Annotated in this window: 16 protein-coding genes and 1 pseudogene; 6 read left to right on the forward strand and 11 right to left on the reverse strand. The window is 72.8% G+C overall.

All coding sequences use genetic code 11. From position 1 onward, the window contains the following. The 3 genes and pseudogenes from ACGFMK_RS22310 to ACGFMK_RS22320 form a co-directional block, all read left to right on the forward strand. Positions 1-314, forward strand: a pseudogene (locus tag ACGFMK_RS22310) (YbaB/EbfC family DNA-binding protein); the annotation flags it as partial. Beyond that, positions 311-625: a hypothetical protein gene (locus tag ACGFMK_RS22315; RefSeq protein WP_392766204.1), complete on the forward strand. Its 315-nt coding sequence runs from the start codon at positions 311-313 to the stop codon at positions 623-625. The pseudogene ACGFMK_RS22310 and the gene ACGFMK_RS22315, both read left to right, overlap by 4 nt. Next, positions 625-2,397, forward strand: coding sequence for a WXG100 family type VII secretion target (locus ACGFMK_RS22320; RefSeq protein ID WP_392766206.1), 1,773 nt, complete (start codon positions 625-627; stop codon positions 2,395-2,397). Before ACGFMK_RS22315 ends, ACGFMK_RS22320 begins: the two co-directional genes overlap by 1 nt. Before the next feature lie 37 nt (positions 2,398-2,434). Here the strand turns inward: ACGFMK_RS22320 and ACGFMK_RS22325 are convergent, their stop codons facing one another. The 8 genes from ACGFMK_RS22325 to ACGFMK_RS22360 all read right to left on the reverse strand — a co-directional run bounded on the left by ACGFMK_RS22325 (position 2,435) and on the right by ACGFMK_RS22360 (position 11,747). Beyond that, positions 2,435-3,928 (reverse strand): helix-turn-helix domain-containing protein, encoded by a 1,494-nt coding sequence (locus tag ACGFMK_RS22325; protein ID WP_392766209.1) that lies wholly within the window; start codon positions 3,926-3,928, stop codon positions 2,435-2,437. Continuing rightward, the gene (locus ACGFMK_RS22330; RefSeq protein ID WP_392766212.1) at positions 3,925-4,995 is read right to left on the reverse strand and encodes a DUF917 domain-containing protein; all 1,071 of its coding nucleotides are present in this window, start codon (positions 4,993-4,995) and stop codon (positions 3,925-3,927) included. The genes ACGFMK_RS22325 and ACGFMK_RS22330 overlap by 4 nt, the downstream gene beginning before the upstream one ends. A gap of 21 nt (positions 4,996-5,016) precedes the next feature. Beyond that, a complete protein-coding gene (locus ACGFMK_RS22335; protein ID WP_392766215.1) occupies positions 5,017-5,730 on the reverse strand; it encodes an SDR family oxidoreductase in 714 nt (237 codons plus the stop codon). Next, positions 5,727-6,821, reverse strand: coding sequence for a DUF917 domain-containing protein (locus ACGFMK_RS22340; RefSeq protein ID WP_392766217.1), 1,095 nt, complete (start codon positions 6,819-6,821; stop codon positions 5,727-5,729). The genes ACGFMK_RS22335 and ACGFMK_RS22340 overlap by 4 nt, the downstream gene beginning before the upstream one ends. Beyond that, positions 6,818-7,888 (reverse strand): DUF917 domain-containing protein, encoded by a 1,071-nt coding sequence (locus ACGFMK_RS22345; protein ID WP_392766220.1) that lies wholly within the window; start codon positions 7,886-7,888, stop codon positions 6,818-6,820. Before ACGFMK_RS22345 ends, ACGFMK_RS22340 begins: the two co-directional genes overlap by 4 nt. Beyond that, a complete protein-coding gene (locus tag ACGFMK_RS22350; RefSeq protein ID WP_392766223.1) occupies positions 7,888-9,429 on the reverse strand; it encodes a hydantoinase/oxoprolinase N-terminal domain-containing protein in 1,542 nt (513 codons plus the stop codon). Before ACGFMK_RS22350 ends, ACGFMK_RS22345 begins: the two co-directional genes overlap by 1 nt. 11 nt (positions 9,430-9,440) lie before the next feature. Then, entirely contained in the window at positions 9,441-10,769 is a 1,329-nt protein-coding gene (locus tag ACGFMK_RS22355; protein WP_392766226.1) for a purine-cytosine permease family protein, read from the reverse strand. Positions 10,770-10,883: 114 nt separating this feature from the next. Beyond that, a complete protein-coding gene (locus ACGFMK_RS22360; RefSeq protein WP_392766229.1) occupies positions 10,884-11,747 on the reverse strand; it encodes an SDR family NAD(P)-dependent oxidoreductase in 864 nt (287 codons plus the stop codon). A 32-nt stretch (positions 11,748-11,779) separates the two neighbouring features. Between ACGFMK_RS22360 and ACGFMK_RS22365 the strand changes: the two genes are divergently transcribed. Then, positions 11,780-12,397 (forward strand): TetR/AcrR family transcriptional regulator, encoded by a 618-nt coding sequence (locus tag ACGFMK_RS22365; protein ID WP_392766231.1) that lies wholly within the window; start codon positions 11,780-11,782, stop codon positions 12,395-12,397. A gap of 66 nt (positions 12,398-12,463) precedes the next feature. Continuing rightward, positions 12,464-13,297, forward strand: coding sequence for an alpha/beta fold hydrolase (locus ACGFMK_RS22370; RefSeq protein ID WP_392766234.1), 834 nt, complete (start codon positions 12,464-12,466; stop codon positions 13,295-13,297). Here ACGFMK_RS22370 and ACGFMK_RS22375 read toward each other — a convergent pair. The 3 genes from ACGFMK_RS22375 to ACGFMK_RS22385 all read right to left on the reverse strand — a co-directional run bounded on the left by ACGFMK_RS22375 (position 13,284) and on the right by ACGFMK_RS22385 (position 15,768). After that, positions 13,284-14,252 carry an amidohydrolase family protein gene (locus tag ACGFMK_RS22375; RefSeq protein WP_392766237.1) on the reverse strand — a complete coding sequence of 323 codons (969 nt, stop codon included), beginning with the start codon at positions 14,250-14,252 and terminating at the stop codon, positions 13,284-13,286. The two genes, ACGFMK_RS22370 and ACGFMK_RS22375, sit on opposite strands and share 14 nt — an antisense overlap. Positions 14,253-14,274: 22 nt before the next feature. Then, positions 14,275-14,643: a DUF742 domain-containing protein gene (locus tag ACGFMK_RS22380; RefSeq protein WP_323326007.1), complete on the reverse strand. Its 369-nt coding sequence runs from the start codon at positions 14,641-14,643 to the stop codon at positions 14,275-14,277. Positions 14,644-14,745: 102 nt separating this feature from the next. Continuing rightward, on the reverse strand, positions 14,746-15,768 hold the full coding sequence (locus ACGFMK_RS22385; RefSeq protein WP_392766240.1) for a LacI family DNA-binding transcriptional regulator: 1,023 nt from the start codon (positions 15,766-15,768) through the stop codon (positions 14,746-14,748). Positions 15,769-15,897: 129 nt separating this feature from the next. Here ACGFMK_RS22385 and ACGFMK_RS22390 point away from each other — a divergent pair, with 129 nt between their 5' ends. Further along, positions 15,898-17,184, forward strand: a complete 1,287-nt coding sequence (locus ACGFMK_RS22390) for an ABC transporter substrate-binding protein (RefSeq protein WP_392766243.1) — start codon at positions 15,898-15,900, stop codon at positions 17,182-17,184. Positions 17,185-17,239 lie beyond the last annotated feature (55 nt).

Consider the following 17,239-nt stretch of genomic DNA (forward strand, 5'->3'; position numbering starts at 1 on the left):
GGTTGACCGCGGCGATCATGGGCGCGGTGCGGGACGCGCAGCGCCAGACCGCCCGCAGCGTCGCCGACTCCTTCGCCACCATCAACGGCGACAGTGAATCCACCGACATGGTCCGGTCCTTCCTGCCGCCGGACCCGCCGCCGGACGGGGACTTCGCCGCGCCGGAGAACGCCGAGCCCGAACGGACCCCGCCGCCCGCCGCGACCCCGCCGCCGGCACCGCCGCGGCCGCCGGGGCCGCCGCCCGCCGGGCCTGCCCCGCGTCGCCGTCCCGCGGCCGACGACACCCTCGACGACGAATCGAACCCCTGGTGAGCGGCGGCGGCTTCCGGGTCGACTCCGAGCCGCTGGCGAAGTTCGGCCAGCACCTCGACGAACTCGAGAGCAACCTCAAGAGCACCGCGGACCTGGTCGGTGGCATGACCTGCGACCCCGGCATGTTCGGCATCAACCCGGCGTGCCAGCTGATGGCCGCGGGCGCGAGCACGTGGACCGACAAGGCCCACCACCAGTTCGGGGACTACGCGAAGACCATCGGCGAGTTCGCCGACAAGGTCGCGGAGGCGGCGAAGCGCTACAAGGCGGGCGAAGACGACGCCGTCGACTCGATCGTGAGGTTCGAATAGTGGCCGACGACTACCAGAGCAAGGACGTCAGCCTCCACGGCGGCGAGCTCTTCAACAGCGACAACGCGTCCGCCGGGGCCGGGTTCTTCGAGGCCGCGGTGGGCCTGGACAAGGCCGTCAAGGACAACGACAAGGTCGCGATCGGCATCGGCTCGGCGGGCATGGCGCTGGAGACCATCGGTCTCGTGCTGGACCCGATCGGCAGCCTGCTGACCGCCGGGATCGGCTGGCTCATCGAGCACATCACGATCCTGCGGTGGCCGCTGGACATCCTGATGGGCGACCCGATCGGCATCGCGGCGGCCAGCGAGGCGCTCACGGCCGAGAAGAAGAAGCTGGAACAGTGGTCGCAGGACCACCAGACGGCGCTCGACACGCTGCTGAAGGACTGGTCCGGCAAGGCGGCCGACGCGTTCAAGAAGGACATGGACGCGGTCACCGAGCAGCTGAGCTCGCTCGGCTGGTACCTGGACCAGGCCGGCAAGAACATGAAGATCGCCGGCGGCATCGTCGGCGCGTTCCGCGGCATCTTCCGCGACCTGATCGCGATGCTCCTGGCGACGATCGTCAAGGGTGCCCTGATCGCGGCGGCGCTGGCCCCGGTGACGTTCGGCGCGTCGATCGCGATCTTCGTCGGCACGACGATCGGCACGGTGGCCACGGCGCTGGGCAAGATCGGCACCAAGCTCATCGAGCTGGCCAAGAAGCTGGGCGACCTGGTGGCGGCGCTGGCGAAGATGGGCAAGGCGGGCGACGAGCTGGCCGGGGCGAAGCCCCCGGCCAGCAGCCTGACGCCGACGCCTGCCCCGAAGCCGCCCGCGACACCGCTGCCGAAGCCGGACGCGACGCCGGCCCCGCCGAAACCGGGCGACAGCAGCACGACACCCCCGCCGGCCGCGCCCAAGCCCGACCCCGCGCCGACCACGCCGAAGCCGGACACCACACCGTCCTCGGCCACCCCGGACCCGACACCGGCACCGCCGAAGCCCGACCCGGCACCGCCCAAGCCGGACACGACGCCGTCTTCGGCGACCCCGGACCCGACGCCGGCACCGCCGAAACCCGACCCGGCGCCGCCCAAGCCCGACACCACACCGTCCTCGGCCACCCCGGACCCGACACCCACACCGCCACCGGCAACACCGAAACCCGAACCCGCACCGCCAAAGCCCGACACCACACCGTCTTCCGCCACCCCGGACCCGACACCCACACCACCTCCGGCAGCGCCGAAACCCGAACCCGCGCCGCCGAAGCCGGACCCGGCACCGTCTTCCGCCACCCCGGACCCGACACCACCACCACCACCACCTGCAACACCGAAACCCGAACCCGCACCGCCGAAGCCCGACACCACGCCGTCCTCGTCGTCGACCACCCCGGACCCGGCGCCGCCCAAGCCGGATCCCGCGCCGCCCAAGCCGGACCCGGCACCGTCGTCGGCCACGCCCGACCCGGCGGCCACCCCGGCGCCGACGCCGCACAAGCCGTTCACCGACCAGATGACCAACGTCATCCGGGACAAACTGTCCAAGATGGACGGTGTGACGCCGGAGATCATGCAGAAGTTCGACGAGATCAGCAACTTCTCCGTGCACGAGCTGGGCAAGGTCTTCGGCAAGGAGGGCGCCGAGAAGTTCGAGTCGGCGATCAAGGTCATGACCGACCCGTGGTTCGGCAAGTCCGGCCTGGCCGGCAAGACCGTCGTCGACCTGATCAAGGGCGTGCCGGCCAGCATCGGCAACGTCACCGGCGGCGGGGACGACGGCTAGCCCCACCCGGCGGGGGCGCCGGAAGGCGCCCCGCCGGTCACGGGCCGGACAGGATCACCGCGCGCGAGGCCAGGTGCAGCGCCAGCCGCTCGTCCGGGCGGGACAGGTCCACGCCCAGCAGCTGCTCGATCCGCGCGATCCGGGCCGCCACGGTGTTGCGGTGCACGCCGAGGACCGTCGCCGTCTCCGCGATCGACGATTCGGCGTCCAAATAGGACGCGAGCGTCCGCACCAGGTCTCCCGGCGCGTCCTTCAAGGGCGCGACCAGCGCGCGGGCCGCGGGTTCGAACGTGTCCGTGCGGGTCCACTCCAGCAGCAGCTGGGCCATGCCGAGCTGGTCGACGTGCAGGAAGTGCCCGGTCTCCGGGCGGGTCGCGGCCAGCCGCGACGCGTCACTCGCCTCGGCGACCGTCGCGGCCAGGCCGTCCGGACGCGGGTGCGGCCGCCCCACCCCCATGTGCGCCCCGAGCCGCAGCGCCCGGTGGGCGGCCTGCAACCGGCTCGCCAGCGACCGCACCCGCTCCGCGGTCGGCTCCTGGTCGAACGTGACCCAGCCGGTCCAGCCGTCACCGTGCTCGACCACCACCGCCTCGACGTCCTCGGCCCGTAGCGCCCGCACGACCTCCTGGGTGCGGGCCACGGTGTCGACCGCCGCGGGGACGCCGATGTGCAGCCCGACGTGCCAGCCGCCGAGCCGCCAGCCCGCGTCGGCGACCCGGCGGCGCAGGTCGGCGCCGGGCTCGGAGTCGAGGCGCAGCAGGTCGCCGAGCAACGCCGTGCGCGAGCGCGCGTCGCGTTCCAGCTCGAGGCGGTTGGCGAGCAGCCAGCGCTGCAGGACCCCGGCCGCCACGGCGAGCGCGGGCGGCACGACGTCGGCGCGGGCGGCCTCGGTGCCCCGCAGCTCGACGGTCAGCCACAGGGCGGGTCGCTGCAGCAGGACCGGGTGCGCGAGCAGCACCCCGTCGTCGAGGTCGATCCGCTGCGGCACCGGCTCGCCGAGCCGGACGCGCCCGGCTTCGGCGAGCTCACCGGCCAACGGTGCGCCGCGGTCGTCGAGCACCGCGACCGGGGAGCGCAGCAGCCGCCGCAGCACCGCGACGACGTCCTCGGGCGGGCGCGGCCGGTCGCCGAGGGCGCGGTGCGTGGCCAGCAGGAGGTCCGCCCGGGCCAGTTCCGGCGCCGCGAGCAGCAGCCGGGCCGCCACGACGAGGTCCAGCGGTGACGCGCCGGTGGTCAGCAGCGGCACGGCCAGCCGGTCGGCGAGCAACCGCGACGCGGCGAGCGGCTCGGTGCCCGGCAGCAGCACAGCGGTGGCCCCGGCGTCGGCGCACCGGCGCAGCAGGGCGTCGATCTGCCAATCGATCCCGGCGACCGGCCGGACGACGACGACCAGCTCGTCCGGCACCGGTTCGTGGGAGGCGTCCAAAGTGGCCTGAACCGTCGCGAGTGGACGGTCGAGGCCCGCGGCGCCGGCGAGCAGGCGGACGTGCTCGGCCCAGGACGGCGACGCGAGCACCCGCCGCAGGCTCACCGGACCCCCACCGGATCGCAGTCGATCCCGTACGCGCGCGGCTGCAGCACCGGCAGCCGCCGCGGGTCGGTCCAGAAGGGAGCCGCGGCCAGGCGCACGACGTCGACCTCCAGGCCGACGCGGATCGTGTCGCACTGCACCGGCACCCCGGTGCGGTGGTCCAGCACCGACAGGACGTCCGGGGTGGAGGCGACCGGAACGCCGTCGCGCAACGCTAGGAGGTACTCGTTCTCCATCTCCAGCCGCAGCAGGTCGCCGCCGTCGTGGTCGGCGAGTGTGACGCTGCCCCGGCCGAACCCCGGGCTGCCGTGGGGGCCCGGACCGACGTGCCGCGCCACCTCGAGGACCCGGCCGCGGGCCAGCACCGCACCGTCCAACGCCTCTTCGAGGGCCGTCCGCGCGGGGCTCTCCCCCGCGGCGAGCACGCGGCGGCCGAGCGCCAGCGCGGCGCTGGTGGTCCCCGGTATCGAGCACGCCGCCAGCTCACCGGCCGGGATCGGCGCGAGCGCGAGGGCCGCCCAGCCGCCGGAACCGGCGACGAACGCCCGGGCGCTGCGCTCGACCATCACGTCCGAACCGGCCGCCAGCACCATGACGTGCCCGCCCTGTTCCGCCAGCGCGGCGGGCGCGACCCCGCGGCCGGCCGCGGCGACCGCCAGCTGGTCGAGCCGGGGCAGGCCACGCCCGGACAGGTCGGCGTCCACGTAGGACAGCCCGAGCTGCCCGGCCACCACCAGCGGCATGAGCCCGTTGAGGCCGCCGATCTCGATGGACATCACCGCGTCGGCGCGCTCGCCGGTCCAGCGTTCGACGGCCGCCACGGCGGAGGCGAACTCGTCGCCGCTCGGCAGCTTCTCGGTGAACGCGGCCGTCGCGCCGACCACGCCGACCGGCACCACCCAGGCCGTCGGCGACAGCTCGCGCAGGGACCACACGTCCGGCTCGGGACCACGCTCCAGCTGCCGGCGCAGCAGGAGGGCGCTGGTGGCGGTGTCGCCGCCACCACCGGAGCCGAGCAGGGCGGCGCCGCGTTCGAGAGCGGGCACGTCACCGGCCGTGATGCGCATGGACGACCACATTAGCCGCCCTCAGCGCAGCGCGTAGCCTCCGTCGGGATAGAGCGTCGACCCGGTCGTGTAGCTGTTGCCGAACAGGTACAGCACCGCGTCGGCCACTTCGGACTCGCGGCCGACGCGGTGCAACAGCGTGTCGCGCGAGTACTGCGCGAAGCTCGCCTCCCGCACCGCGGCCGGCCGCCCGGCCCAGAGGTTGCCGTCGATCGTGCCCGGCGCGACGACGTTCACCCGGACCGGGGCCAGCTCCACCGCGAGCCCGCGCCCGAGGCCTTCGATCGCCGCGTTGCAGGCGACGTAGGCGGGCGCCGCCCCGGGTGGCCGGACGCTCGCCGCGCCGGACATCAGCACGATCGACGCGTCCGCGGACAACCGGGGCACCGCGTGCTTCACGGCGTGGTACTGGCCCCAGAACTTCGTCTCGAACGGGCTGGCCGCGTCCTCGTCGCTCAGTTCGCGCAGCGGTCCGACCACATAGGACGCGCCGGGCGTGAACAGGTGGTCGACGCGGTCGAGCGCGCCGAAGAACGCGGCCAGGGAGTCCTGGTCGGTGCTGTCGACGACCTGCCAGGTGGCGCCGAGCGGCTCGGCCGCGGCCGCGAGCTTCGACGACGTGCGCCCGCCGAGGTGCACCTTGGCGCCGTCGAGGGCCGCTCGCCGGGCGACCTCCAGGCCGATGCCCGAGCCGCCGCCGATGACGACCACGGTCCGGTCTTCCAGGCTGCTCACGCGATCTCCTCGACGGGGGTGAAGGGGTGCGGCAGCCCGAAGGCGCCCGGGCCGAACGTGTCCAGCGCCTCGGGCGTGCGCATCAGGGGCGGGGTCGAGATGCCGACCACGGTGACGCGCTGGCCGTAACGCAGGGTCTCGGTGGTGATCGGCTCGGCCGTGGACGCCTCGAGCACGCAGATCAGGTCCGGCACCAGGCAGCGCACCTCGCCGTCCACAGTGGCGAGGAGGTTCTCGTTCTGGAACAGGATCTCCAGCTTGCTCGCACCGTCGAACGAGACGGCCGCCGCGCGGCCCCGGGCGAACCCCTCCTCCGTGCGGCGCTCCACATCGGACACCTTGCCGCGGAACAGCACGCGCAGGTGCTGGTACGGCGTCTCGGTGAGAGCCTCAGCCAGGCGCGCGACCGGATCCTCGTTCCGGGCCCGTGCCTCCCGGATCGTCCGGCCCACGGTCAGGGCCAGGGAAAGCGTTTGCGGAACGGCGGTCCGCTTGACGTCGGCGCCGCTCATCGCGTACTCGGCGATGTGCGCGACACCACCGAGCCGGACGGTGACGCCGCGTGCCAGCCACTCCATCCGCCGGTTGTCGGCGCCGGTGTCGATGATCGTCGTCTCGCCCCGTTCACCGCCGATCGCCATCGGCGAGCCGGGGACGCCGTAGACCCCGAACGTCTCCATCTGCAGTTCGGGGAACGCGCGGCCCATGCCGTCGGCGTCGACCACCGGCAGGCCGAGCCGCGCGCCGACGAGCAGCGGGATCATCGAGTTGATGCCGCCGCACTCGATCGGCATGGTGGCGTCGGCCCGGCGGCCGAGGTGCTGCTCCAGCGTCCGCAACGCCAGCACCGGTTCCGCTCCGCTGGGCAGCTTCTCGTGCACCACGGTCGGCGCGCCCATCTGCGCGGTCGGGATCACCAGTGCCTCCTCGTCCACTTCGGACGGGTCGAGGATCGTGACCGGCCCGTGCGCGCGGATCGCCTCGCGCACGAGCAGCCGCCCGACGTACGGGTCGCCGCCCCCGCCGGTGCCGAGCACGGCGGCGCCGCGGGCGAGGTCGGGCAGGTCGTCCTCGGTCAGGGTCCAGCTCACCCGGCCACCCCGATCGGGTCGATGTCGTACCCGAAGTACCGCGGCCCGGCCAGCGCGAGGCCCTCCGGCGTGTGCCAGCGCGGGTCGGCGGGTGCCGCGATGACCGTGACGCGCTGGCCGTAGCGCAGGCCCTCGGTCGTCACGGCCTCGCCGGACTCGCGTTCCAGCGTGCAGATCAGGTCCGGCACCGACGCCTCGACGACGCTGTCGCGCTCGGCGACCAGGTGCTCGTTCTGGAAGCGCAGCACCAGTTCCGCGCCGGTGTCACCGTCCATCCCGGACAGCCGGGCCTCGCCGCGGGCGAAGCCGGTGACGGTCCGGCGGGCGACGTCGACGACCTTGCCGCTGAACAGCCGCCGGCCGCCGAGCCGCTCGACGACCTTCGCGACGGGGTCGGCGTGCGCTTCGCGCGCGGACCGCACCAGGGCACCCAGCTCGGCGCACAGGCTGAGCGTGCCCGGCACCAGCGCCTCGCGCGCCTGGGTGCCGGACATGGCGTAGTTGCTGATCATCGCCGAGCAGCCCATGTCGATGGTCGCCGACCGGGCCAGCCGCTCGGCCCAGTGGTTGTCCACTGTGTCCAGTACGCCGCGGTTGCCCTTCTCGTCCGCGATGGACATCGGCGTCGCGCGGATTCCGTACAATGTCGGCAAAACCATTTGCAGTTCCGGGAACGCGCGGCCCATGCCGTCGGCGTCGACCAGCGGCAGGCCCAGCTGCGCGGCCGCGACGACCGGGATCAGCGAGTTGACGCCGCCCGCCTCGGCGCACGCGATGTGCGTCAGCTCCTTGCCGAGGTACCCGGCCAGCGTGCGCGCGGCGAGGCCCACCTGCTCGGCCGAGGGCAGCTTCTCGACCATCACGGTCGGCGCGCCCATCATCGCCACGGGCAGCACGACGGCGTCGTCGTCCAGCTCCGCCAGGGGAACCAGCGGGACCGAACCGTGCGTCCGGACCGCCGACGTGGCCAGCAGCCGGCCGATGTACGGGTCGCCCCCGCCGCCGGTGCCGAGGATCGCCGCGCCGCGCGCGATGTCGGCCAGGTCCGCTTCGGTGATCTCGCGCATCACGCCCCCAGCTGCAGGTCGCCGACGGCCTTGACGCGGATGCGCGTGGCGTTGCCGGGCAGGTACGGGATGGGTACCTCGTCGAAGTCGACGATGCCGACCGACGCCGGCGACGCGCCCGCGGCGACCGCCCGGTCGACGGCCTCCTGCTTGGCTTCGTCCACAACGGACTCGCGACGACCGGGTTCGATCACGTAGACGCGGTCGACCTCACCGCCGATCTGCGCGATGGCCGCGCCGATCGCGTTGGCCACGGCGTAGTTCTCCGGCCGGTGCACCGCACCGCAGCCGGCCAGCTCGTCCGGCAGCAGCACCGAACCACCGCCGACCGCCACCACCGGCAGCGGCTCCGCGGACGTCCGCATCCGTTCGACCACATCGGACACGTCGGCGGCGATCTTGTCCAGCGCGGCCCGGACCAGCGCGCGGTCGAGGTGGGCGACCAGCGACGCGTCCCCGATCTCCGCACGGCCGGCGGCGACCGCGATGTCGGTCGCGGTGAGCGTGTCCCCGCCGAAGACCAGGGCCTTCGACGTCAGCTCGTAGCCGACCGAATCCGGGCCCACGGTGACGTTCCCGCGCACCCGGCTGCCACCGCCGAGGCCGATCGACAGGACGTCCGGCATCCGGAAGTTGGTGCGGATCCCGGCGACGCTCACGTCGGTCGTCGCCTCGCGCGGGAAACCCTGCCGCAGCACTCCGACGTCCGAAGTCGTACCGCCGACGTCGACCACCGCGCAGGTGTCCAAACCGGACAGCACGGCGGCACCGCGCATCGAGTTGGTCGGCCCGGAGGCGAAGGTCGCGACCGGGTAGCGGCGGGCGAAGCCGACGTCCATCAGCGTGCCGTCGTTCTGGCTCAGGTACAGCGGCGCGGTGATGCCCGCGCCGGTGACCGACGCGGCCAGCCCGTCGACGATGTGCGCGGCCAGCTCGCGCAGCGCCGCGTTGATCACCGTCGCGTTTTCCCGTTCCAGCAAACCGATCCGGCCGATCTCGTGGGACAGCGAGATCGCGACGTCGGGCAGCTGCGCGCCGATGATCTCGGCCGCGCGGGTCTCGAACTCGGCGTTGACCGGGGAGAAGACCGAGGTGATCGCGACGCTGCGCACCCCGGCCGCCCCCATGTCGTCGGCGGCCTTGCGCAGCTCGCTCTCGTCGAGCTCCGCGATGTGGCGGCCGTCGAACTCGTGTCCACCGTGGACGAGGTAGCTGCGCCCCGACACGGCGTCGACGAGCCGTTGCGGCCAGTCGACCATCGGCGGCAGCGACGCCCCGGCGGGCAGGCTGAGCCGCACGGCCGCGGTCGGCGCCAGCCGGTGCGCCTCCACCAGGGCGTTGATGAAGTGCGTGGTACCGATCATCACCGCCCGCACCGCCGCCGGGTCGAACGCGCGCTGCCGCTGCAGGCCGTCGATCGCGGCCACGATGCCCGAGGTGACGTCCGCGGTCGTGCTGGTCTTGACCGAGGCGAGCACTTGGTGCCCGTCGAGCAGGACGGCGTCCGTGTTGGTGCCGCCGACGTCGATGCCGATGCGCACGAAGATTCTCCTTAAGCGGTCTGGACGGCGGGAGCGGCCTCGGCGGTCCGGCTGCTGCCGAACCCCCGCACGAGGCCGAGCTTCCCGGCGACGACGTACAGGACGAAGGCCACGACGAGCGAGTTGATGCTCGGCAGGCCCCATGCGACGAACTCGCCGAAGAGCGCCGCGGCGATCCAGACGACGATCGTCGCGGGCACCCACAGCGGCGCGTCGTCGGGCAGGGTGCCGCGCGCCCGGGCCGATTCCAGGTCACCGCGCCACTTCTTCACCACGAAGTACTCGGCGACCATGATCCCGGCGATCGGCGGGAACGCGACGCCCAGCACGGTGAGGAAGTCGGTGAACTTCGCCAGGATCCCGGCCGCGGCGAGCACACTGCCGGCCAGGCCGAGCGCGGCCGTGACGAGCCCGCGGTGGGCCTTGCGGCCGGACACCGTGCCGATGAAGTTCACGACGCCGAGCCCGGAGGAGTACAGGTTCCAGTCGTTGATCTTCATCGTGCCCGCGATGACGATCAGCAGCCCGATCCAGCCGACCGACGACGTCACGATCGTCGTGATCCCGGCCGAGCCGACGGCGTGCGCGAGCAGCACACCGGACAGGCCGATGACGTACTCGCCGAGGGTGATCCCGACGAGCGTCTGCTTGACGACGTCCGAAGTGGACCGGTTGAAGCGGGTCATGTCCGGGGTGATCACCGCACCGACGATGAACCCGCCGGCCACCAGGGTGGTGCCCTGCAGCAGGCTCAGTGCCGGCCCGGGCGGGGCCGAGGAGACGAGCGCGCCGACGTCGTGGCGGGTGAGCTCCGAGATGACCGACCAGCCCACCAGGACGAGGAACGCCGGGACGGTCAGGTACGCCGTCCAGGCCATGGAGTGGAAGCCGCGCACCACGATCGCGGTGACGAGCAGGCCGAACACGAGCGCCCAGCCCCACTCCGGCAGGCCGCCGATGAGCGCGACGAGCCCCTGCGCGGAGACCGCGGACTGGATGCCGAACCAGCCGATGAGGCTGATCCCGATGGCGAGCCCGATGAGCGCCGAGCCGCCGCGGCCGAAGCCGGTCCAGCGGGCGATCATGGACGTCGAGAGGCCCTCGCGGACGCCGATGACGCCGACGAGGATGGTGATGAGCTCGAGGATGACCGAGCCGAGGGTGAAGGCCAGTACCGCCGGCCAGAAGCCCATCCCGAAGCCGACGGTGGCTCCGAGCAGGAACTGGGACAGAGCGGAAACCTGGCCGAACCGCTGGACCGCGACCGACCACCACGAGTATCGGGCGTGGTCCGGCACTCTGGTCAGGGCATAGTCGTCGACACCAACTGTTGAGGCCACGCCGACCTCCTTCTCCGGGCTGGGGAACGGTTGCCCGAACCGTAAGCAGCCCTCCCGGAGACGTCACCGTGCGATGTGCACATCCGGAGCGTCAGGACTGTGCAGGTCGCACGGTCAGCCCAGCGGGTCCAGCCCGGTCAGCGTGACGCTTTCCGCCCACAACCGCGACGCGGAGGCGTCTTCGGTCAGGTTCGCCCAGCGTGGTTCGAGCCGGGGCCGGCCACGCAGGCCGAACGTCCGCGGTCCCCACAGCTGCCCGCCCGCGACGTCCGGGCCGAGCACCGCGCGGACGGCGGGGCGCGCGCCGGCGTCCTTGCCCTGCAGCACCACCCGGGCCGGGAGCCCGCGCAGCCACTGGCCGGCGGTGCGGACGTGCACGGGTGGCCGGGACGGCGTCAGCGAGTCGAGCGCGCCGCCCGGGTGCGCAAGCACGCTCAGCCGGGTCGATCCCGCGGCCCGCAGCCGCCGGTCGAGCTCCACCGCGAACAGCATCTGGGCCAGCTTAGACCGCTCGTACGCGCGTTTCGGCTGGTAATCGCGCTCGCCCTGGAGATCGGCGAAGTCGAGGCTCGACGACTTCGCCGCGAAGCTGCCGGTGGTGACGATCCGGCCCTCCGGGGTGAGCTTCGGCAGCAGGTGCGCCACGAGCGCGAAGTGGCCGAGGTGGTTGGTGCCGAACATCATTTCGTGGCCGTCGGCCGTCGTGCGCCGCGGCGGGTGGTCGAGCATGACCCCGGCGTTGCAGACCACGGCGTCGAGCTCGCCCGGGTCGAGATCCTCGAGCGAGGCCAGGTCGGCGAGGTCGAGCCGGACGTACTCGACCTTCGCCCCGGAGACCTGCGAACGGATGGCGGACCGCGCGGCTTCCGCCTTCGCCGGGTCACGGCTGCCGATCACCACCTCCGCGCCGGCCGAGGCCAGCTGCTCGGCGGCGAAGTAGCCGATCCCGGCGTTGCCCCCGGTCACCAGCACCCGCATGAACGTCCCCTCCCCGTGCCAAGCTGTCTCGCGTGGACAACGCTACCGGGGAACGAGCCGGCTACCGGCGATCGGCCGGATCGCCGCGCGGGGAGGCCCGGCGCCGGGAACTGCTGGACAAGGTGACCGACGACGTCGCGGAGAACGGCCTCGTCGACTTCTCGCTCCGGCGGGCCGCGCGCGCGGCCGGGACGACGCACAAGGTGCTGCTCTACCACTTCGACGGCACCGAAGACCTGCTCCGCCAGGCGGTCGTCACCCTGCGCGAACGCCGGATCGGCAACGCGCTGGCGGCGGGCACCGCCGAGGCGGCCACGCTCACCGCCCGCGTCCGGGCCGCGTGGCACAGCCTGCGCGACGAGGAATCGCAGCTGCGGCGGGTGCTCGACCAGGCGATGGGCCTGGCGATGTACGACCCGGGCCGGTACGCCGCCCTCGGCCGGGGCGCGTCGCAGCAGTACCTGCCGACGCTCGTGTCGTTCTGCCCGCCGCACTGGACCGACCAGCGCAAACACGAGGTCGCGGAGATGATCCTGGCGACCCTGCGCGGGTTCCTGGTGGACCTGCTGACCAGCGAAGACGGCTCCGGCGCGGAAGCCGGGTTCGCGGCGCTGCTGCGCGCGGTCGAACGGGAGGAAGCGGCCGGCTGAGGTTCCTCGACAGTTTGCGAACCGCGTGGTTCACTTCTGTCAGGGAGACGTCACTGGGAGGCCGGCATGCAGGTCGAACTGTCCGCGGGAACCGTCGAGTACACCGACACCGGCGGGCCGGGTCCGGTCGTCGTCCTGGTCCACGGCCTGCTGATGACCGGCTCGCTGTGGGACGGCCCGGTCGCGGACCTGGCCGACGGCCACCGCTGCGTCGTCCCGACGCTGCCGCTGGGCGCGCACCGGCACCCGATGCGCGAGGACGCCGACCTGTCGCTGCCCGGGATCGCCCGGCTGCTGGGCGAGTTCCTCTCCCGGCTGGACCTGCGCGACGTGACACTCGTCGGCGTCGACACCGGCGGCGCGCTGGTCCAGCTGCTGATGGCGGACGGCGCGTCCCGGGTCGGCCGCGTCGTACTCGGCTCGTGCGAGGCCTTCGACAACTTCCCGCCCGGACTCACCGGCAAGACGCTGGTGGCGACGGGCAAGCTGTCCCCCGGCCTGTTCGGGGCGTTCATGCAGCAGATGCGCCTGCGCGCGGTCCGCCGGCTGCCGATCGCGTTCGGCTGGTTGACCAAGCGCGGTGACGCGACGACCGCCGAGTGGGTGCGCCCGCTGCTGGCCGACGCGGCGATCCGCCGCGACACCGTGCGGATGCTGCGCGCGGCCGGCGCGGACCCGGGCTTCCTGCTGGAGCCGACCGAGCGCCTGCCCTCGTTCGACCGCCCGGTGCTGGTCGCCTGGGCGAGCGAGGACCGCGTGATGCCCCTGGACCACGGGAAGCGCTTGGCGGTGTTGCTGCCCAAGGGAGAGCTCGTCGAGGTGGCGGACAGCTACACGCTGCTGCCGCTGGACCGGCCGGCCGAGTTCGCGCGGCTGATCCGCGAGTTCACCGCGCGCTGAGGCCGAACAGGCGTTCCGCGTTGCCCGACGCGAACTTCCGCCGGTCCACATCGGACTCGAAGTGCCCGAGGAAGGTGTCGATCTCGGCCCGGCCCGGCCGCAGGTAGGGGTAGTCGGTCGAGAAGAGCAACCGGTCGACGGGGACCACCGACAGGGCGTGCCGCAGCAGCGCCGGGTTGAACATGCCCGAGCAGGTGATGTGGAAGTTCGACCGCAGGTAGTCGGCGATCGGCCGCGGCAGGCCGGCGGCGCGGCCCGCGCTCTCGGCCCGGTCCAGCCAGAACAGCAGCATCTCGCCCCAGTGGCCGAGCACGACCTGCAGCTCGGGGTGCCGGTCGAAGGTGCCGCGCAGGATCAGCCGCAGGGCCGCGGTCGCGGTGTCCAGGTGCCAGCCCCAGCCGTAGGTCGCGAGGGCGAGCTCGGTCGCGGGGTCGAAACCGCGGTACGACGCGTCCCGGACGGCGGCCGACGGCAGCTGGGGGTGGATGAACACCGGCTGCCCGAGCCGCGCCGCGGCGGCGAAGAACCCGTCGTAGGCCGGGTCGTCGAGGAAGACGTCACCCGAGCGGCCGTAGACCATGGTGCCCACGTGCCCCAGCCCCGCGGCGCGTTCCAGCTCCCCCGCGACGTCCGGCGGGGACGACAGGGGCAGCGTGGACAGCGCCCGCAACCGCGACGGACGGTCTTCGACGGCCGCCGCGGCGACGTCGTTGGCGGCGCGGCTCAGGCGCAGGGCGTCCCCGGGCGGCAGCGGCTGGGTCCCGGGTGGCGCCAGGGCGACGATCGACACGTCGATGCCCTGCTCGTCCAGCATCGCGACCCGGCTGGCACCCAGGTCCCGCAGTCGTTCCTGGTTGCCGTCGCGCTCGTTGAAGGCGAGGCTTTCGTCGCGACCGTCGAGGGCGGCCGTCAGCTCCGGCGTGAACCAGTGTTCTTCGATGGCGATGAGCGTCACGGATCGATCATCCCGCGACGGGTCACAACGCGCTGAGGCCCCGCAGGATCCGGTGCATCAGGTCGAGGCTCGGCCGGTTGCCCGAGGTCATCCGGGCCGTGTGCACCGCGACCAGGCCGCGGTCGGCGAGGTCGGACAGCAGGACCCGCGCCACCCCCAGCGGAATCCGGCGCAGGGCGGCGACTTCGGCGACCGACTGGGACGTGCGCAGCAGGGCGCAGATCTCCGATTCCTCCCGCGAACTCCCCCGCACCACCGCCCGGCCCCGCGGAGTGGTCGAGACCAATGTCTCGACCGGGAGATCTCGCGTCGGCCGCGTCCTCCCGTGGGTGCGGAAGTACGGACGGACCATGCCCGCCCCGCCTTCTTCGAGCACGGACCCCCAGTGCACAGCCAGCTCCTCACGGCGATTAATCCTTGTCGGCGATTATTTGACCCTTTGATCGACTCGGCCGCAATCGACCGAACAGAGCAACGCCGGAGAAAGCGCAGGTCAACGCGTCGTCGGCGGGGCGGTACTGCCGCGAAGGACTAGTCTTGTCCGTAGAATCGCCGGGGATGTCAGGATTTTTCCCTCGGACAATCGCGCGAGCAGCCGCCGTCCGGCGTGCTCGCCGAGCTCGGCCACCGGCTGCGCGACGGTGCTCAGCTCGAGCAGGCCGGCCAGGTCGTGGTCGTCGAACCCGAGCACCGAGACGTCCTGGGGCACCCGCAACCCGGCCCGCCGAAGGGCCCGCAGCGCCCCGAAGGCCATCTCGTCGGACGCCGCGAACACGGCACTCGGGCGCCGGGGCAGGCCGAGCAGGGTGCCCATCGCCTGTTCCCCGCCGGCGACGGTGAACCCGCCGCCGGTCTCGAAGCCGGCCTCCGGCACGCGGCCGTCCTCCCGGCACACCGCGTGGTAGACCTCGCGGTAGGCCGCCAGCCGGCGCAGCGGCGTCGCGAACCCGAGCGGCACCGGCGCGGTTTCGCCGATGAACCCGATTTCGCGGTGCCCGAGCTGCACCAGGTGGCGCATCGCGGTCACCGCCGCGCCGTGGTCGTCGATCCCGACGGAGTCCGCGCCGGGTTCCTCGGTGCCGACCGTGACGAGCGGCGCGCCGAGGCTCAGCAGCAGAGCGCGTTCGGCCTCGGAAAGCGGCAGGGAAAGCACGAGCACCGCGTCGACGCGGCGGCGCAGCGGGAGGTCGGCGAAGAACCGGGCGCGGCCCGCGTCGTCACCGAGGTTGTAGAGCAGCAGGCTGATCCCGGCTTCACGCAGCACCCGCTCGACCCCCGAGATGATCCGCGAGAAGTACCAGCGATCGACGTACGGCACGATCACGCCGACCGTGCCGGTCCGGCCCGTGGCCAGGCTCGACGCGGCGGGCGAGACCGCGTAACCGAGCTCCGCGGCGGCCGCCAGCACCCGCGTCCGCGTGCCTTCGGCGACTCCCCGCACGCCCCGCAGCGCCCGCGAAACGGTCGCCGCGGAGACGCCGGCGAGCCGGGCGACGTCGTCGAGCTTGTCCGGCATTCCCCCACCCCCGGCGTTGCAAGCGCTTGCATTCACTCGCGGTTGGCGGATTGACACCCACCTTGATCGAGGATAATCATCGCTGCAAGCGCTTGCAATCAGCGTGGCCTGTCCGGCAAGGAGGCCGACATGCGCCAGATCCTCCCCGTCGTGGGTGCCGCACTCCTGGCGAGCACCGCGCTGGTCGCGTGCTCCGGGAGCTCGGGCACGACGATCAACCTCTACATCTCGCCGGAGGACCACCTCCAGACCGTGGTCGACAAGTGCACGCAGGAGGCCGGCGGCCGCTACAAGATCGTCTACAACAAACTGCCGCGCGGGGCGGACGGCCAGCGCGAGCAGATGGTGCGCCGGCTCGCCGCGGGAGACACGTCGCTGGACGTGCTCGGCCTCGACGTCACGTGGGTGCCCGAGTTCGCCGAGGCGGGCTGGGCGCAGGAGTGGACCGGCGCCGACGCCGCGGCCGCCACCCGCGACGTCCTGCCCGGCCCGCTGGCCACGGCCAAGTGGAACGGAAAGCTCTACGGCGCCACGAAGAACACGAACGTCCAGCTGCTCTGGTACGACGACCGGATCACGCCGACCCCGCCCACCACGTTCGACCAGCTGATGGAGCAGGCGCAGCAGCTGAAGGCGGCCGGGAAGCCGTACCAGGTCGTGTTCACCGGCGCGCAGTACGAAGGGCTGGTCGTCTTCTACAACACACTGGTGGCGTCGGCGGGCGGGCACATCCTGTCCGACGACGGCAAGTCCGTGGTGATGGACGACGGCGCGGTGAAGGCCCTCGAGCTGCTCAAGCGGCTCACCACCGCGGGGATCACCGACCCGTCGCTGACGAACCAGAAAGAGGACGAGATCCGGCAGGCGTTCCAGCGCGGGCAGGCGGCGACCGAGCTGAACTGGCCGTTCGTGTACGCCTCCTACGCCAAGGAGAAGCCGCAAGAGCTGAGCCACTTCAAGTGGACGCGGTACCCGTCGGTGGTGCCGGGCCAGGCGAGCCGGGTGACGATCGGCGGGTTCAACCTGGCGGTCAGCACGTACTCGCAGCACAAGCCGGAGGCGTTCGAAGCGGCGCTGTGCCTGCGCAACGCGTCGAGCCAGAAGTACCAGGCCCTGGTCGACGGCATCCCGCCGAGCCTCGCGTCGATCTACCGCGACACGGCCCCGCTCGACCCGGCGAAACCGGGTGACCCGAAGGAAAACCCGACGATGGCCGACCAGTACCCGATGAAGGGCGACATCCAGGCGGCGCTGACGGACGCGGCGGTCCGCCCCCTGACCCCGGCGTACCAGAACCTGTCGACGGTGATCTCGAAGGTGCTCTCACCCCCGGCGGAGATCGACGTCCAGGCCACGGCGCAGGAACTGCGCGAGCGCCTGGCGGACGCGCTGGCGTCGCGGGGCATCATCCCGTAGCAACCCCGGTCGTGGGTGGGGAACGGTGAGACTTGGCCCTGTTCCCCGCCCACCT

Origin of the sequence: Amycolatopsis sp. NPDC049252, from assembly GCF_043197175.1 — a bacterium.
Taxonomy (GTDB): domain Bacteria; phylum Actinomycetota; class Actinomycetes; order Mycobacteriales; family Pseudonocardiaceae; genus Amycolatopsis.

What these genes read in the sequence shown, in the direction of transcription:
- ACGFMK_RS22330 (WP_392766212.1), bottom strand. Translation starts at nt 4,995, where the DNA reads ATGCGCATCACGGCCGGTGACGTGCCCGCTCTCGAACGCGGCGCCGCC.
- ACGFMK_RS22345 (WP_392766220.1), bottom strand. Translation starts at nt 7,888, where the DNA reads ATGCGCGAGATCACCGAAGCGGACCTGGCCGACATCGCGCGCGGCGCG.
- ACGFMK_RS22360 (WP_392766229.1), bottom strand. Translation starts at nt 11,747, where the DNA reads ATGCGGGTGCTGGTGACCGGGGGCAACGCCGGGATCGGCTACTTCGCC.
- ACGFMK_RS22370 (WP_392766234.1), top strand. Translation starts at nt 12,464, where the DNA reads ATGCAGGTCGAACTGTCCGCGGGAACCGTCGAGTACACCGACACCGGC.
- ACGFMK_RS22385 (WP_392766240.1), bottom strand. Translation starts at nt 15,768, where the DNA reads ATGCCGGACAAGCTCGACGACGTCGCCCGGCTCGCCGGCGTCTCCGCG.
- ACGFMK_RS22390 (WP_392766243.1), top strand. Translation starts at nt 15,898, where the DNA reads ATGCGCCAGATCCTCCCCGTCGTGGGTGCCGCACTCCTGGCGAGCACC.